At 42.7% G+C, this 16,918-nt stretch carries 16 protein-coding genes; 8 read left to right on the forward strand and 8 right to left on the reverse strand.

All coding sequences use genetic code 11. From position 1 onward, the window contains the following. Positions 1-20: 20 nt before the first annotated feature. The 4 genes from MB380_RS17965 to MB380_RS17980 all read left to right on the forward strand — a co-directional run bounded on the left by MB380_RS17965 (position 21) and on the right by MB380_RS17980 (position 4,040). Positions 21-1,199, forward strand: a complete 1,179-nt coding sequence (locus MB380_RS17965) for an acetyl-CoA C-acyltransferase (RefSeq protein WP_253529333.1) — start codon at positions 21-23, stop codon at positions 1,197-1,199. 137 nt (positions 1,200-1,336) lie between these two features. Then, positions 1,337-2,134, forward strand: a complete 798-nt coding sequence (locus MB380_RS17970; protein ID WP_253529336.1) for an SDR family NAD(P)-dependent oxidoreductase — start codon at positions 1,337-1,339, stop codon at positions 2,132-2,134. 54 nt (positions 2,135-2,188) lie between these two features. Continuing rightward, entirely contained in the window at positions 2,189-3,418 is a 1,230-nt protein-coding gene (locus tag MB380_RS17975; protein WP_253529338.1) for an MFS transporter, read from the forward strand. A gap of 13 nt (positions 3,419-3,431) precedes the next feature. Next, positions 3,432-4,040: a DUF1684 domain-containing protein gene (locus tag MB380_RS17980; RefSeq protein ID WP_253529340.1), complete on the forward strand. Its 609-nt coding sequence runs from the start codon at positions 3,432-3,434 to the stop codon at positions 4,038-4,040. On the opposite strand, the gene MB380_RS17985 is transcribed toward MB380_RS17980, so the two are convergent. From MB380_RS17985 to MB380_RS17995, 3 genes are read right to left on the reverse strand one after another with little or no spacing between them, the layout of a single operon-like run. Then, the gene (locus MB380_RS17985; protein WP_253529342.1) at positions 4,037-4,669 is read right to left on the reverse strand and encodes an acetyltransferase; all 633 of its coding nucleotides are present in this window, start codon (positions 4,667-4,669) and stop codon (positions 4,037-4,039) included. The two genes, MB380_RS17980 and MB380_RS17985, sit on opposite strands and share 4 nt — an antisense overlap. Before the next feature lie 52 nt (positions 4,670-4,721). After that, positions 4,722-5,648: a hypothetical protein gene (locus tag MB380_RS17990; RefSeq protein WP_253529351.1), complete on the reverse strand. Its 927-nt coding sequence runs from the start codon at positions 5,646-5,648 to the stop codon at positions 4,722-4,724. 4 nt (positions 5,649-5,652) lie between these two features. Beyond that, entirely contained in the window at positions 5,653-6,516 is an 864-nt protein-coding gene (locus tag MB380_RS17995) for a DUF58 domain-containing protein (protein WP_101728062.1), read from the reverse strand. A gap of 117 nt (positions 6,517-6,633) precedes the next feature. Here MB380_RS17995 and MB380_RS18000 point away from each other — a divergent pair, with 117 nt between their 5' ends. Together MB380_RS18000 and MB380_RS18005 are read left to right on the forward strand one after the other, a co-directional pair. Continuing rightward, the gene (locus MB380_RS18000) at positions 6,634-6,993 is read left to right on the forward strand and encodes a DUF4296 domain-containing protein (RefSeq protein WP_253529354.1); all 360 of its coding nucleotides are present in this window, start codon (positions 6,634-6,636) and stop codon (positions 6,991-6,993) included. Between the two features lie 26 nt (positions 6,994-7,019). Beyond that, positions 7,020-7,754, forward strand: a complete 735-nt coding sequence (locus tag MB380_RS18005) for a polyprenol monophosphomannose synthase (RefSeq protein ID WP_101728064.1) — start codon at positions 7,020-7,022, stop codon at positions 7,752-7,754. Position 7,755: 1 nt separating this feature from the next. On the opposite strand, the gene MB380_RS18010 is transcribed toward MB380_RS18005, so the two are convergent. The 5 genes from MB380_RS18010 to MB380_RS18030 form a co-directional block, all read right to left on the reverse strand. Continuing rightward, positions 7,756-9,531: a MutS-related protein gene (locus MB380_RS18010; protein ID WP_253529356.1), complete on the reverse strand. Its 1,776-nt coding sequence runs from the start codon at positions 9,529-9,531 to the stop codon at positions 7,756-7,758. Positions 9,532-9,588: 57 nt separating this feature from the next. Next, positions 9,589-10,782 carry a serine hydrolase gene (locus tag MB380_RS18015; RefSeq protein ID WP_253529364.1) on the reverse strand — a complete coding sequence of 398 codons (1,194 nt, stop codon included), beginning with the start codon at positions 10,780-10,782 and terminating at the stop codon, positions 9,589-9,591. 70 nt (positions 10,783-10,852) lie between these two features. After that, positions 10,853-11,359 (reverse strand): hypothetical protein, encoded by a 507-nt coding sequence (locus MB380_RS18020; RefSeq protein WP_253529367.1) that lies wholly within the window; start codon positions 11,357-11,359, stop codon positions 10,853-10,855. A gap of 65 nt (positions 11,360-11,424) precedes the next feature. Then, positions 11,425-12,288 carry a rod shape-determining protein MreC gene (gene mreC, locus MB380_RS18025; protein ID WP_253529370.1) on the reverse strand — a complete coding sequence of 288 codons (864 nt, stop codon included), beginning with the start codon at positions 12,286-12,288 and terminating at the stop codon, positions 11,425-11,427. Positions 12,289-12,360: 72 nt separating this feature from the next. Beyond that, positions 12,361-13,392: a rod shape-determining protein gene (locus MB380_RS18030; protein ID WP_101728069.1), complete on the reverse strand. Its 1,032-nt coding sequence runs from the start codon at positions 13,390-13,392 to the stop codon at positions 12,361-12,363. 328 nt (positions 13,393-13,720) lie between these two features. Between MB380_RS18030 and MB380_RS18035 the strand changes: the two genes are divergently transcribed. Both MB380_RS18035 and MB380_RS18040 read left to right on the forward strand, forming a co-directional pair. Further along, positions 13,721-15,214 (forward strand): GH3 auxin-responsive promoter family protein, encoded by a 1,494-nt coding sequence (locus MB380_RS18035; RefSeq protein WP_253529373.1) that lies wholly within the window; start codon positions 13,721-13,723, stop codon positions 15,212-15,214. A 179-nt stretch (positions 15,215-15,393) separates the two neighbouring features. After that, positions 15,394-16,788, forward strand: a complete 1,395-nt coding sequence (locus MB380_RS18040) for a rhodanese-like domain-containing protein (protein ID WP_253529376.1) — start codon at positions 15,394-15,396, stop codon at positions 16,786-16,788. Positions 16,789-16,918: the final 130 nt, after the last annotated feature.

Here is a 16,918-nt window from a genome sequence, read left to right on the forward strand (position 1 = left end):
CTTTATAAAACGAACAAAACATGAATGCATATATAGTCGCCGGCTACCGTAGTGCTGTCGGCAAAGCACCCAAAGGTGTATTTCGTTTTACACGCCCTGACGACCTGGCCGCTGAGGTAATTAAACACCTGATGGCCAGCATACCTAACCTTGACCCGGCACAGGTAGACGACGTTATTGTAGGTAACGCCGTACCGGAAGCCGAACAGGGAATGCAAATGGCGCGTTACATATCTTTATTGGCATTGGGCAAAAGTGTACCGGGTGTTACTGTAAACCGTTACTGCGGCTCTGGTATTGAAACCATTGCCATTGCTGCTGCCAAAATACATGCCGGCCTGGCCGACTGTATTGTTGCCGGTGGTACAGAGTCAATGTCGCTGGTACCAACCATGGGCTGGAAAACCGCATTGAACTATAACCTGGCCACCATGCACCCCGACTACTACATTGGTATGGGCTTAACGGCCGAACAGGTGGCGCAACAATTTAATATTTCACGCGATGAGCAGGATCGTTTCTCTTACTATTCGCATCAGAAAGCACTGGCCGCACAGGCAGCAGGCAAGTTTGATGAAGAAATAGTGCCAATAACCGTTAAAGAAACGTTTTTTGACGAAACGACCGGTAAGAAAAAAACAAAAGAATATGTAGTAAATAAAGACGAAGGCCCCCGTGCTGACACTAGCCTTGAGGCCCTGGCTAAACTTAAGCCTGTGTTTACCATGGGTGGCAGCGTTACGGCAGGTAACTCTTCACAAACGTCTGACGGAGCTGCCTTTGTTGTGGTAATGTCAGAGAAGATGGTAAACGACTTAGGGCTTAAACCTATAGCACGTATGATGGCCTATGCTTCGGCAGGGGTTGAGCCACGCATAATGGGTATAGGCCCTGTGGCTGCTATTCCGTTGGCTTTAAAACAGGCAGGCTTAACTCAAAATGATATTGATATCATTGAGCTGAACGAAGCCTTCGCTGCTCAGTCGTTAGCAGTTATTAAAGAACTTGACTTAGATTTGAACAAAATTAACCCGAACGGCGGTGCAATTGCTTTAGGCCATGCACTGGGTTCAACCGGTGGCCGCTTATCGGTACAGATTATCAACGAGCTGCGCCGTCAGAACAAAAAATATGGTATGGTAAGTGCCTGCGTAGGCGGTGGACAAGGCGTGGCAGGTATTTATGAGTTTCTGAACTAAGGTCTTTGGTTTTTATAAACGCAGAGGCTGCCTTTTCAGGTGGCCTCTTTGTTTTTGCAGCCCTAGTAATTTTAGCAATCCGGCCCCTCATCGTCTTTAAAATTTATTACATTTGGCTTTCAATTTTCTATTCAACCATGCGATTAAAAAATAAAATTACCCTTATAACAGGAGCCGGACGAGGTATTGGAGAAGCCATAGCCCTGGGCTTTGCCCGGGAAGGAGCCGACGTAATTATAAACGAAATAGCAGGCGCCACTTATGCCGAAGAAGTGGCTGCCCAAATACAGGCTATGGGCAGGCGTTCTGAAGTGATTTATGCGGATATTTCAAAGGTGGCTGAAATCAGAGAAATGTTTGGGCTGATTACCCAAAAATACGGCAAACTGGATGTGCTGGTAAACAATGCTGGCATAACCGGCTGGAGTGATTTCTTTGAAACAGACGAAGCCGTGTTTGATACCGTAATGGGCGTAAACCTGAAAGGTACGTTATTCTGCTCAATAGAGGCAGCCAAAATTATGCGCGCCAACGGCGGCGGCAGTATTATTAACATTTCAAGTATCTGTGCTGCGTTAAGTGTTAAAAACCTCATTACTTATTCAACCAGCAAGGGTGGTATACACGCCATGGCCGAACAAATGGCAGTAGAACTGGCACCTTACAATATCAGAGTAAATACCTTTGGCCCCGGGCCAATTAATGTAGATAGAAACCTGAGAGAAGACCCCAACTACCGTACCAACTGGGGTGGCGTGGTACCTTTGGGCAGAACCGGTGAGCCGGAAGAAATGGTAGGCCCTGCGGTTTTTCTGGCCTCTGACGATTCAAGCTTTGTATCCGGGCAGTTGTTCTTTGTAGACGGAGCCTGGAGCGTGCAAGGCAAAATACCAGTGAACAGTATGGATAGCCAATTGGCTAACAGCAACAAATAATGAACCAGCCAGGGCCTGTTTGCGTTGACAAATAGACCCTGAATATGTTTCAAAATGAGTTCAAAAGAAAAACTACTACTTTTTATACTGGCCTGCATTAATTTTACACACATTGTGGACTTCATGATTATGATGCCTCTGGGGCCACAATTAATGCAGATTTTCAATATTTCTCCCCGTCATTTTGGTTTCATTGTTTCAGCTTATGGGCTCAGTGCGGGTATTTCGGGTTTTCTGGCTGCCTTTTTTGTAGATAATTATGACCGCAAAAAAGTAGTACTCTTTGCCTATATTGGCTTTGTGGCAGGTACATTTGCCTGTGCCTTTGCCCCTACGCACCAGTTTCTTATTATTGCACGCATCATTGCAGGTACTTTCGGCGGTCTTATCGGCGCCCAGGTGATGTCTATCGTAGCTGATACCTTTGATTACGAACGCCGGGCTACTGCCGTAGGTTATATTACCACTGCTTTTTCTGTTGCCTCTGTGGTTGGCATACCCTCAGGTTTGTTTCTGGCCGCTAAATTTGGCTGGCACACGCCATTTCTGGTAGTAGGGTTTCTGGGTATTGTGGTTATTTTTCTCATTATCCGTTTCGTACCCAATCTTGACAAACATCTGAAAAACAGAGAAACCAAGCCTAATCCGTTGAATGTAATAACCAATATATGGAATAATCCGAACCAGATGAAAGCCCTCTGGCTCTCAACTACCATCATGCTGGGGCATTTCAGTATTATTCCGTACATTTCTCCGACGCTGGTGGCAAATGTAGGTTTTAGCCAGCAGAATATCTTTCTTATTTATCTGGTTGGTGGGCTGCTTACCATTTTTACAGCACCCATGGTAGGCAAACTGGCCGACAAAAGAGGCAAGTACCCTGTATTTGTAGTTTTTGCGTTGCTGTCTATGATTCCTATTTACCTTATCACCAATATGTTTTCAGGCGCGGTGTGGGCAGTTTTATTAGTAGCCGGTATTTTCTTTGTCTTCTCAAACGGCAGGCTGATTCCTACACAGGCAATTATATCAAACGTAGTTAATCCGCAGCAAAGGGGTAGCTTTATGGCTATCAACTCTTCGTTGCAATTGCTTGCACAGGCGCTGGCAGCCAATATAGGCGGTTTTATAATCCATAAAACCGCCTCGGGCTATATTGAAAACTATGCCTATGTAGGGTACTTTGCCATAAGTATGATATTTATCAGTATTTTTATTGCCCGTTTGGTGAATCCAATAGCCCGGCCAATTGTTACTAATGAAAACACCGTAGATGTTTCATAAAAACTGTAAAACTATGATACGGATAACTACCACATTGGCCTATGTATTCATGTTTTTTGCGCTGAATACATTTGCACAGGATTTTAAAACGGAAATTGTAGAGTTCAGGGAAAATTACAAGGAAGAATTTCTGAAGTCGAAGTTTTCGCCGGTAAAAAAAGAAGACTTTCAATATCTGCGCTTTTACGAACCTGACGAGAAATACAGGGTAGAATGCCAGTTTACAGCCACTACTGCCGGCAAGCCATTCAAGATACCGACTACTACGGGCGAAACCAGAACGTACACAAAATTCGGAGAACTGACCTTCAGGCTGGATGGGAAGAATTATACCCTTGCCGTTTATCGCTCTCCTGATTTACAACGTATACAACAGTATCGTGACTACCTGTTTATACCATTCAAAGACCAGACCAACGGCAAGGGTACTTACGGCGGCGGCAGATATATAGATTTACGTATGAATCAGCTTGAAAAAGACGTTATCATTCTTGATTTCAACAAAGCCTATAATCCGTACTGCGCTTTTGGTGATGGCTTCAGTTGCCCGATACCTCCGCGTGAAAATCACCTGAAGGTGGCAATAGAAGCCGGAGAAAAAAATTATGCAAAGATAAACTAGACTTTCTGTGCAGGGTTGCCAAAAACAGTGGCGTTGTCGGCCACGTTTTCTACCACCACCGAGCCAGCCCCCACCCGGGCATTTTTACCGATTCTGATGCCGGTAACAATTACGGCACCCGAACCTATAAACGCGCCCTCTGCTATATCTACATTTGTGTTTATAATAGCGCCTGCGCCAATGTTTGCAAAATCGGCTACCTGAGTTTCTGCATCAATTACCGCACCCGATTGTATAATACAATGGTTGCCAACCTTGGCAAACGGGTTAATAACTGCATTGGCCATAACCAGATTACCATGCCCGATAATGGCTTCTTCTGATACCACCGCCCGGTCATGAATGGCGTTTACGGGCATTACTTTGCGGCGCTCGTTCAGTATCTCTACCAGTTTCTTTTTAACTTTTGTGTTGCCAATGGCCACAAAAGCTTCGGTTTTCTGGCCAATAATTTTCAGAAAACCGTCATCGTCTGTATCTCCCAAAACTACAATTTCACCTATTTCGGTATTATGCAGTTTTTTGTCATCATCTAAAAAACCATATACCAATACGTTGTTTCGGTTGAAAATATCGAGGGTAATCTTGCCGAGCGAGCCTGCTCCAAAAATTAAAATAGGATTTTGCATAATTAAAAATGCTGTGCTTAATAACCGAGTACCTAACCGGAGATACCCTTATTTATGAGTTCAAAATTAGTTCTTCTCTGCGTTTCCGGTATAATTCAACAGCCGTGTCTAACAAAACGTTCATTGCTAAAGGCATATAGGTAGAAAGGATCCCCCCATAAATTGCTGTGTCAACATCCCTAAGCGACTCCTCTAACGATTCGCTTGGCAGCCTGTTGATAATTTCTTTACTGGTGTATGAGGTATAAGGCCGGTCTTCCAGCCATTCCAGGTGTTCTTTCCACATAACCAATGCCCTGGCAATATTAGCGCTGTCTAATGTGCCGCGTGCAATTTTACGGTAGCTGCTCACAAAATCTTTATGACGCCGGCTAAAAAGAAAAAGTCTGTATTGTTTCTCAATCCATTTGCCAAAAAGTGCATATATAATGCCCAGAAAGCACAGCAAACCCAAGATGTATCCCAGAATTTTCGGATAATTAACCTGCTGCTGCAAGGGCATCAGCGTTGTGTCTGTTTTTAGAGAGAGCGAGTCGGTGTCTGATTTTATCATCTCCTTCAGAAAAACCGAATCGAGGCTCGCAAAAACAGCCGTGCAGTCTTTTTTACCAAATAAATAAACAGGCAGGCTGAATTTCTGCGTTTTGCTGATATCAAAGGTTACCAGCGTATACACTACGCTATCGAGGCTCTTGTTGTTATTGGTACTGGTTGTAAAATAATTGCGCCGTACCATTTCAAAGGGGTAGAAATTATAGGTGGTATCGGGGAAGAACACCTCCTCTGCAGGAGCATGTTTATAACTCAGGGCGTAGTCAAAAGGGCGGCCCAGTTCTACACTATCCGTCAGAAAACGGCCTTTGGGTTTCTGCGCAAACAGGTCTGCTCCGGCACACATAACAAAATAAAAAAGCGTGCCTAGCACCATGCGCATAGCCCACCGAATTTCTTTTGTATAAAACAGACGATTACCCCGCATGATGTTATTTTCTGACTCTGAACAATTGTATAAGCTTTGAAACATAATCTTCGCGTGAGTCAATGGCCAGATAATTGGCATTATGTTGTTTGCAGAGTTTTTCCAGCCGTTCCTGATTATTTTCAAACATCTCTTTCATTTCCCGTTTGAATCTGGGAGATGAAGTATTGAGCCACACCGTTTTTTTGCTTTCTTTATCTAAAACCGGGATAATCCCCAAGCTTGGCAGCTTTATTTCCCGCTGGTCATAAATGTGTATCACCACCAGGTCATGTTTACGGGCAAGGGCTTTCAGGTTATGCTCATAATTGTTGTCCAGAAAATCAGATATCAGAAAAACAACGCTCCGGCGCTTTAAGATGTTTAGTGCGAATCCGATGGCCGACGTTATGTCGGTCTGCTGCGAAAGCGGCTTCATTTTAAACAGACTCAGAATAATTTCGTAGCCGTGTTTCATACCGTTAGATGGTTTAAAATACAGCTCTTTCTGGTCAGAAAAACAATATAGCCCTACATGCCCTGCCTCTTTAATAGCCGAAAGCGACAACACCCCGCATATTTCTTTGGCGGTATCCAGCTTCAGCTGGCCGTTATTTCCTACCTCCTGCGACGCGCTCACATCGAGCATAAAAAAGACCGTCTGCTCTTTTTCTTCCTTAAAAATCTTCACATAGGCACCGTGGCCTTTGGCGGTGGTAATCCAGTCTATGGCTCGTACATCATCTCCATACTGATAGGTACGCAAGTCGCTGAACTCAAGGCCTGAACCCTTAAATACCGACCGGAAGTTTCCGTGCATTTGTGAGTCTACTGCCTTGCGTATCTTAATTTCGTACTTATTTAATTTCGAAATGATATCCTCAACCACCTGTCTTTCAGAATTTACTTACCATTCTTTTTAATCGATTAACAAACTTTAACGTACTCAATCTCTTATTTTTTTCCGTAATTTGTTGTTTAATCTGAAAACGAAGATAAAGTGAAAATGCTGACAAAAAAAATAATCTTACATTTAGCTCTTATTTCAGCGCTCGCTTCATGTATACCAGACCCCAAAATACCGGCAGATGTAATTGACATGAAAACCATGGCCAAGATTCTGGCAGATGTGCACCTGACAGAGGCTAAGGTAAACAGGCTCACTTTTAATGATTATGATTCAACCCGGGTGGCGTATGTTGAACTGGAACGCCGAATAATGGCCAAATACAAAGTAGATACTGCACAGTATAAAAACAGCTATAAATTTTACGTGAAGAATCCGGGACTGATGGTGAAAGTGTATGACGAAACCCTGAATATTCTGGACGAACGAAAGCAGAAAAAACAAATAAAAACAGATTGAAGCAACCGCAACACAAATAAAAGTAAATGTTTAAAGACAACCTGGTTATTATACCCACTTATAACGAAATTGAGAACATTGAAGCCATTATCAGAAAAGTTTTCAATCTGGATGAAGCATTTGATATTCTGATAATTGATGATGGTTCTCCTGACGGTACAGGCCTTAAGGTGAAAGAGTTACAGAAGGAGTTTCCGAACGAACTGCATCTGGTTGAGCGCAGCGGAAAACTCGGCCTGGGTACTGCTTATATACATGGTTTTAAATGGGCTATCGAAAAAAAATATGCATTTATCTATGAAATGGATGCTGATTTTTCGCACAACCCTGAAGACCTGGTAAGGTTATACAAAGCCTGCAAAATAGATGGTTTTGATGTGGCCGTGGGCTCAAGGTATATCAAGGGTGTAAACGTTGTTAACTGGCCTATCGGGCGTGTGCTAATGTCTTATTTTGCAGGCGTATATGTAAGATTTGTAACAGGTATGAAAATAATGGATCCTACCGCCGGGTTTATCTGCTACAGGCGTGAAGTACTGCAAACCATACCGCTACACAAAATTACATTTGTTGGTTATGCGTTTCAGATTGAAATGAAATTTAACGCCTTCCTTTATAAATTCAATATCACTGAAGTACCTATTATTTTTACCGACCGCACCAAAGGAGTTTCGAAGATGTCGACCAAGATTTTCAGAGAAGCGGTATTTGGTGTAATTATGATGAAAGTATGGAGCTGGTTTAAAAGTTTCAAGAGATAAACTACACAATGCCCATCTGTTTCATCAGAAACAAGGCATTCATGTTTTGAGTTACGCCTGCTCTCAGCTTGTAATCAAACCGCATTTTGTCGTTTTCTATAATTATTTCAAAACAGATATTCTTTATTTTTTCAGGATACTGCGTAGCCATGGCCGTTAGGTCCAGGTCATGTGTGGCTATCATGCCAAAAACAGTTTTATACTGCACCAGCTTTTCAAGAAACAATTCAGAGCCCCGCAACTTGTCTTTTGAATTTGTGCCTTTTAGCAACTCATCCAGAATCACAAATAACTCCTGCCCCGACGCCAGCAGGTTTACAACCTGTTGCAAGCGGAGCAATTCGGCATGGAAATATGACTCGCCCTCATCTATTGAATCAGAGATGCGCATACAGGTATAAACCTGCATCGGCTTAAACACAAACCTTTCGGCTCTGACGTTCGCGCCTGTCATAGCCAATATCATATTAGCACCTATGGCACGTAAAAAAGTACTTTTACCCGCCATATTGGCTCCGGTAACGATAAATATCTGCTCCTCTTTATTAATGCTGAAATCGTTGTTTACGCTTTTGCCCTTTTTTAGCAGCGGATGCCCCAACTGTGTGGCATCAAGTATCACGGTGTCTGAAATCTGAGGCACCGTGTAGCCATCGTTGGCAAAGTTGAAGCAGGCAATGCTTATCAGCGCTTCCCATTCATGCAGTATTGTAAAGGCATTCAGTATTGAATCGTTGTACTGAACTTTCCAGCTTTCAAAACGGTGCGCACATTGGTAATCCCACAGAAACAAAGCATTCAAAACTGGGGCAAATACACTGTTACGAATGGCAAAATAGGCCGATACTGTAGCCAGTTTTTGAATAATAACCGATGTCTGCACAGGTTTTGACAGTTCTGCCTGTTGGCTACTCAATAAAGTAGCAGAAAATGGCTCATTCTCAATCAACTTGAACAACTCTGTGTATTTCTGCAGATTAGAAGCATTTTTGCTGATATTCAAATAAAGTGAGCTCAGTTTCTTCTGATTCACAAAAGAAAAAACTGATTGGGCTATCAAAGTGAGCAGCCATACCCTGAACGTAATTATATCAAACAACCACAAGCCCAATAAAATGGCATTGATGGCCGGCACCAGCCAAAGTAAAAATCTGTATCTGTCCAGTAAATCAACGGGTTCTGTTTTTAGCCATTTAAGCAGCTCCTGGTATCTCTTTTCGTCTTTTTCAAGCAGGTTGCCCGTTGCAAGAAAATCAACCCTCCAAGCTACTTTATTGCCTAGTTCGGCAATGGCCGTTTGTCTATCTTCAATGGCTTGTCTTTGCAAAAAAGGGAATTTCAACTGCCGGGCCAGCGTATCCCTGCCCGACTGCGTAACGGTTCGGTTCAGTAACTGAAATAGCGAATGCCTTCCGAATATATCAAGGTCGAACGAAAAAAAATGTGACTTATCGTGGTACTCCTTTCCATCTTCAAACTGGTCATAGACACCATTTACAGCCGCTGTTTCTTTTTCGCAGACTTTGAGCATAGACTCATGAAATTCTATGCGCTCAATAATCTTCTGGTGATAGTTCACAAAAAACAAAAAACAGGCAAGCACCAAAACGGCGCCTGTAACAAGCACAACAGAAGACCCGTCTCTAATGATAACAAACAGAATGTATAACCCGGCAATGGCCAGAAAAAGCCGCAGATAAGAAATGAAAGAAGAGGTTGATTTGTTTTTTTTTATATATGCAGTAGCGTGGTCTGCGATGGGCTGATAGCTCTTCATTTTGTTTTTTAGGTTTTACCCGGTGTATCTAATACCTGCCTTTGAATAAAAAAGTTCTTATTCATCCAGGATATTTTCTTCAACTGTTGACTTCTTACCTTCATTCATAATATCAACAATCTCTTTTATATTGTACACCGAACGATTGTAGCGATTGCTCAGCAGTATAATCACGAAATCCTCACGCAGATCAAAAAACATAATGGTATTGTAGCCTTTCCACCAGCCGGTGTGGTACACGTAGTCGGTTTGTTGTTTGGCATTCACCCATAGTCTGAATCCGTAGCCATAATTGCGCAAACCCGGGTATTCAAAACTCCTTGGCAGAATCATTTCTTTCAACGATTCCTTCGATATAATCCTGTTATCTCTTAAAGCATTATACCATTTCAGCAAATCACCGGCGGTTGAAAACACGCCTTTGTCGCCGGTTATATCGTCATAATAATCTTTTGGTAGCCTTTGCCCGAACTGGTACCCATAGGTACGGTTGATATTAAGCGAGTCATTTTTAGAGGTAGCAATGAAAGAATCTTTCATGCCCAGCGGCACAAAAATGTTCTGGCGCATGTATTGGTCAAAGCCCATACCTGTTACTTTCTCTACCAGTGCCGCTAAAATGGCAAAATTGGTATTGTTGTAACTAAAGAAATGATCGGGCAGGTTAAAAATTGCCGGAGTAGGTTTAGTAGTAGCAAACCACTTCATCATTTCCTGGTTGGTTGGGTAAATTTTGTCGCCTCTTACAACCTTATCAAAAGTATACTGATAATAAGGTAAACCTGAGCGGTGGCATAGCAGACTTCTGATGGTTACACCCTCATAGGGGAAATCGGGGTAATAGTCTTTAACTGTGTTGTCAAGCCCCAGTTTGCCTTGCTCGCTCAGTTTCATTACAGCTACAGCCGTAAATGTTTTGGATAGTGAGGCCAGCTGAAATTTAGATTGCAGGGTATTTCGGACGGTGTCTTTAAAATTGGCGTAGCCATAAGCGTTTTGGTACACGATAATGCCTTTCTGTGCAACCAGTACGGTTCCGTTAAAGCCCTGTGCCTGTTTCTTTTTCATTACTTCTTCAATCAGCCCGGCTTTTATATCGGCTTTGATGTCTTTTCTGATACGTGCTTCTCTCTTTCGGATAGCAGCGCTGTCTACTGATGGTTCTGACGAAGAAGCATCAGTAGATTTTTGTTGACAAGAAAAACTGAAAACAGAAAATAGAATGGCAAGAATATATAGCTGAAAACGCATTTTTAAAACCCAATAAATAAGTTTTACAATTACTTTTTATACGATTAAAAAAATCGTTTTTAATGGCCTGTCAGTTTCCTCTAACGTACTGCAGAATAATAATCATAAATGAAGTAAACACAACACTACTGATTACCTTGAGAATGGTAATAAGAAAAAACGTAAACCCGCCCGCTTCTATAAAAAACAGAGCCGTGTGATGTATAAGGGTAAGTATGAAAATATATCTCACAAATCGCTCTGCTCCCATGTCTTTCAATGAAATAACTATCTCGTTATCAATGCCTTTGGTTGGAAGCAAAAACTTAACAATGCTGCCGCGGCTATACCCTACCAGCACGCTTGCAGCTGCATGCACCCCGGCTGTATTATAGAAAATATCAACCAGCAAACCGGTAAGAAAACTTATCAGAATAACCCAGAGGGTCGGAATCTCATAAGGCAACAATAGTATACAGGCAACATATACAAAACAGAAGGCCACATCAAAAAATACAAAATTGCGGAGCACCACTATCTGTAAGATGAGGTAAATGAAAAAGGTTACTATTAACTTTATGACGGTCTGGGAGTTCATTTAAAGTCTTGCGTATAATTGATACAATGCACAACGGGTACCCGCTGTATGGCTGGTCTGCAATATTATTTTTTAACTTCGGGTCTGGTCGATTCTTCGAGTTTTTCCTGCTCTTTTTTCAACTTGTTATTCACTACATACACGTACGATATGTTCTGAAAATCAGTTGCCAGCTCTACCTCAATATCAAAAAATGCTTCATCTTGCTTTGTGCCTATTTTACTGATTCTACCCACCATGGTTCCTGAAGGGAAAATCACGTTCTGTTCAGATGTCATCACGGAGTCACCTTTCTTGATAGGCTTGAATCGCCCGATAGTTGTCAGCTCAATAGACCGGGGATCCAGCCCTTCCCATTTTGCAATACCTAAAGCTTTTTCGTTTTTGGCGCGCAGGGCTTCGCTTCTTACCTCGCTTGACACATTAAATTCTGAATGCAGAATTGAATACACCCGCGAGAAGTGGTCTGAACATTGCATAACCTGCCCAACCACACCTTGCGGACAAATAACGCCCATACCGGGTTCAATGCCGTCTAGCTTGCCCTTGTTAATAGTAAGGTAGTTTTTAGACAAGTTAACCGTATTATTAACAACTTTGGCAACCTTAAATTCAAACCGGGTAGCATAGGCCGAATCTACCTTGTAATAGTCTCCCTCGCGGCCTTTTAATTCCTGCATGGCAATCATGGCGCGCTTCAGCTCGGCATTTTCGGTTACCAGCTGCTCGTTTACATTACCGAGGTTCATATAACTCTTCACATAGTTTGATACCTCCAGGGTTTTGGCAGCGTAGTAGTTTGAGGTATTAAAGAATGAGACATCCCAGTAATAATCGTTCTTCACTATCAGCCAGAAACTCAGCATTTCTAAAATCACAAACAACAGGAAATTTCGTATCCGATATATCAGACGGAAGAGTTGCGACATAAGTCTTTATAAATTAAAACTATAAGCTACGAGTAATACAACCCGTAGCTTATAGTTTGAAGATTACTAAATCTACTGAACAATAACGGCTCTGTATTTTTCAATATTTTTCAACACTTCTCCGGTACCGCGCACCACAGCACGAAGCGGGTCGTCGGCCACATGGATAGGTAATTTTGTTTTTATAGCCAGACGCTTGTCTAAACCATGCAACAAGGCGCCACCACCGGTAAGGTAGATGCCGTTTTCGTAAATATCTGCAGAAAGCTCTGGTGGAGACATCTCTAATGCACGCATGATAGCCTCTTCAATTTTAGAAATTGATTTGTCAAGGGCATAGGCAATCTCGCTGTAAGTTACTTTAATTTCCTTCGGAATACCCGTCATCAGGTCACGGCCACGGATTTCGATATCAGCCGGCGGATTATCCAGGTCTGGCAAAGCTGCTCCTACCTGAATTTTAATAAATTCTGCCGAACGCTCACCAATCAAAAGGTTATGCTCGCGGCGCATGTAATCAACAATATCTCTCGTAAATAAATCACCCGCAATACGGATAGACGCCTCACACACAATACCCGAAAGCGCTATTACTGCAATTTCGGTAGTACCACCACCAATATCGGCAATCATTGAGCCATTGGGCTGTTCTATATCAATGCCAATACCAATAGCTGCTGCAATGGGCTCGTGCACCATGTAAACCTCTTTGGCTCCGGCGTGCTCGCATGAATCTTTTACCGCACGTTTTTCAACCTCAGTAATGCCTGACGGAATACAAACCACCATGCGGTGCGACGGTGAAAAAAACCAGTTACGACCGGTTTCAATCATTTTTATCATTCCCCGAATCATCAATTCGGCGGCGGTAAAGTCAGCAATTACACCATCTTTTAACGGACGGATAGTTTTTATATTTTCGTTCGTTTTTTCATGCATTTGCATTGCTTTATGACCAATGGCCAACACTTTTCCGGTAATCTTGTCTAAAGCAATAATTGAGGGTTCATCTACAACTATCTGGTCTTTGTAGATAATAAGGGTATTTGCCGTACCCAGATCAATCGCGATGTCACTCGTGAGAAAATTAAACAATCCAGCCATATTGAGCTTTATGAGTTAATAAGTTTTTTAAATTTGCCCGCAAATTTACAATTATTATTTGCAAACTTCTGTGAAAAATAAATTTTTTACTTTTTAATTGGCCGAATAATATAAATACTTTGCAGGGCATAGAACCCCGCCGTTTTTTTATTTTCCTTAAGTTTAGGCCCTTAATTTTCGCAGTATGTTGGCATGGCGCCGCTTAATCGTTTCTACGGCGCTTTTACCTTCTTTTTTATGTACTGGCAAGCAATGCAGTATTAAAACTTACCAAACTAATAACGACCTGTGAACAATATTTATTCTAAACTCCTATATTTGCCACATTATGGGAATACGGTCAATTTTAAGCAAACCGCTGGCAGCTTATGTTGTTGCCCGGCAAAAAAAATGGATGGCCCGTTCGGCTGAAGTACAGGCCGGATGGAGAAAAACGCTGGTTGAAAAAGCAACCGATACCGCCTTTGGCAAAGACCATTATTTTAAGGATATCAGGTCTTATGACGATTTCAAGCAGGCGGTTGCTGTAAGAGACTACGAAGACATAAAAGATTATGTTAATCTGATTCTCGACGGCCGTGAAGATGTTCTCTGGCCGGGTAAACCTCTCTACTTCGCTAAAACCTCTGGTACTACCTCTGGCACCAAATATATCCCTATTTCAAAAGACTCTATCCATAATCATATTAACTCGGCCAAAAACGCTTTGCTCAATTATATTCATGAGACAGGTAAATCGCAGTTTCTGGACCACAAGCTTATCTTTTTATCTGGTAGCCCGGAGCTGAAAGAAAAAAACGGCATACATATAGGCCGTCTGTCCGGAATCTCTACCCATCACGTACCTGCTTATCTGCAAAGCAACCGGATGCCGTCTTTTGAAACCAATTGCATTGAAGACTGGGAAGAAAAACTGGAGAAAATAATTGATGAAACCATCAATCAGCCCATGAGCCTCATATCGGGTATTCCGCCCTGGGTACAGATGTACTTCGACCGCATTCAGGCTCGTACGGGCAAAAAGATAAAAGATGTTTTCCCTAATTTTGAATTGTTCGTTTATGGCGGTGTTAATTTTGAACCCTACCGCGCTAAACTGTATGAGTCTATCGGCAAAAAAATTGATTCGGTAGAGCTTTTTCCGGCTTCTGAGGGATTCTTTGCCTATCAGGATAAACAGGGCGACCCGGGCATGCTGCTGCTGTTAGACACCGGCATTTTCTATGAATTTATACCTATTGACGAATATTTCAACGAAAAACCAACCCGCCTGAGCATTGAGCAGGTTGAACTGGGTAAGAACTACGCGCTCGTAATAAACAATAATGCAGGCTTATGGGGTTACTCTATCGGCGACACTGTAAAGTTCGTATCCCTTGACCCTTATAAAGTAATAGTATCTGGCCGTATCAAGCATTTTATTTCAGCCTTTGGCGAACACGTGATTGGGGAAGAAGTAGAAAAAGCAATGAAGTTTGCCTGCGAACGCCATCCGGAAGTAGAACTGATTGAGTTTACAGTAGCGCCAATGGTAAGCCCGGCAGAGGGTTTGCCTTACCATGAATGGCTTATTGAATTTGCCACACCGCCAAAAAACACAGCTCAGTTTGCCGAAGACCTCGACAAACGAATGACCGAACTGAATGTTTATTACGACGACCTCATAACCGGAAGCATTCTTCAGCGCCTGGTTATTACACCGCTGAAACGCGATGCCTTTATTACCTATATGCGTTCTCAAGGTAAACTGGGTGGGCAGAATAAAGTCCCTCGTTTATCCAACGACCGCAAAATTGCCGACGTGCTTGGCAAAATGGTTTAGCCGATTGCCATCTCAATCATTAATCAATAGTTTTGGTTGGCCCTGCGCTTTGCGTGGGGCTAGTTTTTTTTGCCAGAGCTGCTGAAGAATCTTGTTGATTCGGCACCTGATGAATGTCAGATGAACAATTTTTTATAAATTCACGTTGACAAAAGCAAACAGAACACATCAACAAAAGCATGAAAGTCGAACAAATCTATACGGGCTGCCTGGCTCAGGGTGCCTATTATATTGAATCAGACGGAGAAGCTGCCATTATAGACCCGCTGCGTGAAGTAAACACCTACCTCAACAAAGCCCGTAAAGACGGAGCCACCATAAAATACATATTTGAAACCCATTTTCATGCCGATTTCGTATCGGGGCATCTGGAGCTTTCGCAAAAAACACAGGCGCCCATTATTTATGGCCCCAATGCCAATACTGCTTTTGAAAGTATCATTGCCACCGACGGACAAACGTTTCAATTGGGCAAAATAAAAATAAAAGTGCTGCATACACCGGGGCACACCATGGAGTCTTCCTGTTATCTGTTGTTTGACGAACAAGGAAAAGAATACTGCATTTTTACCGGCGATACCCTTTTTATAGGCGACGTGGGCAGACCAGACCTGGCCCAGAAGTCGGACCTGACGGTTGAAGACCTGGCAGGTTATTTATATGATTCGCTGCGTGAAAAGATTATGCCCCTGCCCAACCACCTGATAGTGTATCCGGCGCACGGTGCAGGCTCGGCATGCGGCAAAAACATGAGCAAAGAAACCTACGACACCCTCGGCAATCAGAAACAGGTAAACTACGCTTTGCAGCAACAAACCAAAGAAGCGTTCATCAATGCCGTAACAGATGGTTTAACGCCTCCGCCTTATTATTTCCCTAAAAATGTGCAGCTAAACAAAGCAGGGTCAGCAAGCCTGGAAGCCGTAATGCAGACCGGCATGCAACCATTGTCGCCAGAGGCTTTTGAGGCAGCAGCCAACGAAACCGGTGCGGTAATTATAGACACCCGCCAGCCAGAGTACTTTAAAGATGCCTTTGTCCCCAACAGTATCAATATTGGCCTGAAAGGCGACTTTGCACCCTGGGTTGGCACGCTGATAACCGATATTAATCAGCCGATACTTTTTTTAGCCAACGACGGCACCGAACAAGAGGTAATTACGCGCTTATCAAGAGTTGGTTATGATAACATTATTGGCTACCTGAAAGGCGGCATAGAAGCCTGGCAGGCAGCGGGCAAAGAAACTGATAGTATTGTTTCTATTTCGGCAGAGCAATTTGCCGAAGAATATAAAAACGGCAATAAACTGGTAAAAGATGTACGCAAGGCTACTGAGTTTGAGACCGGGTTTTTAGCCGGTGCAACGAATATTCCGCTGGCTTACATCAGCGAAAACATGGCCGAGTTTTCTAAAGACCAGACCAACTACATACACTGCGCAGGTGGTTACCGGTCTATGATTGCCAGTTCAATCTTAAAATCAAGGGGTTTCGATAACGTCATAAATGTTGAGGGTGGCATAGGAGCCATCAGGCAGTTTCTGCCGGTGTCAAACACCGTTGTCACAAACTAAAAATCCGGCACCTGTCAACTGAGTTTTACAGGTGCCTTTTTTTATCCTTTCAAATTTCCTCTTAGCTAATACTTCTGCCATTTATCAAAATATCTGTACTTATTAATGTGGCAACATATATTTTTGCAAT

Source organism: Emticicia sp. 21SJ11W-3 (assembly GCF_024138715.1).
GTDB classification, from domain to species: domain Bacteria; phylum Bacteroidota; class Bacteroidia; order Cytophagales; family Spirosomataceae; genus Emticicia; species Emticicia fluvialis.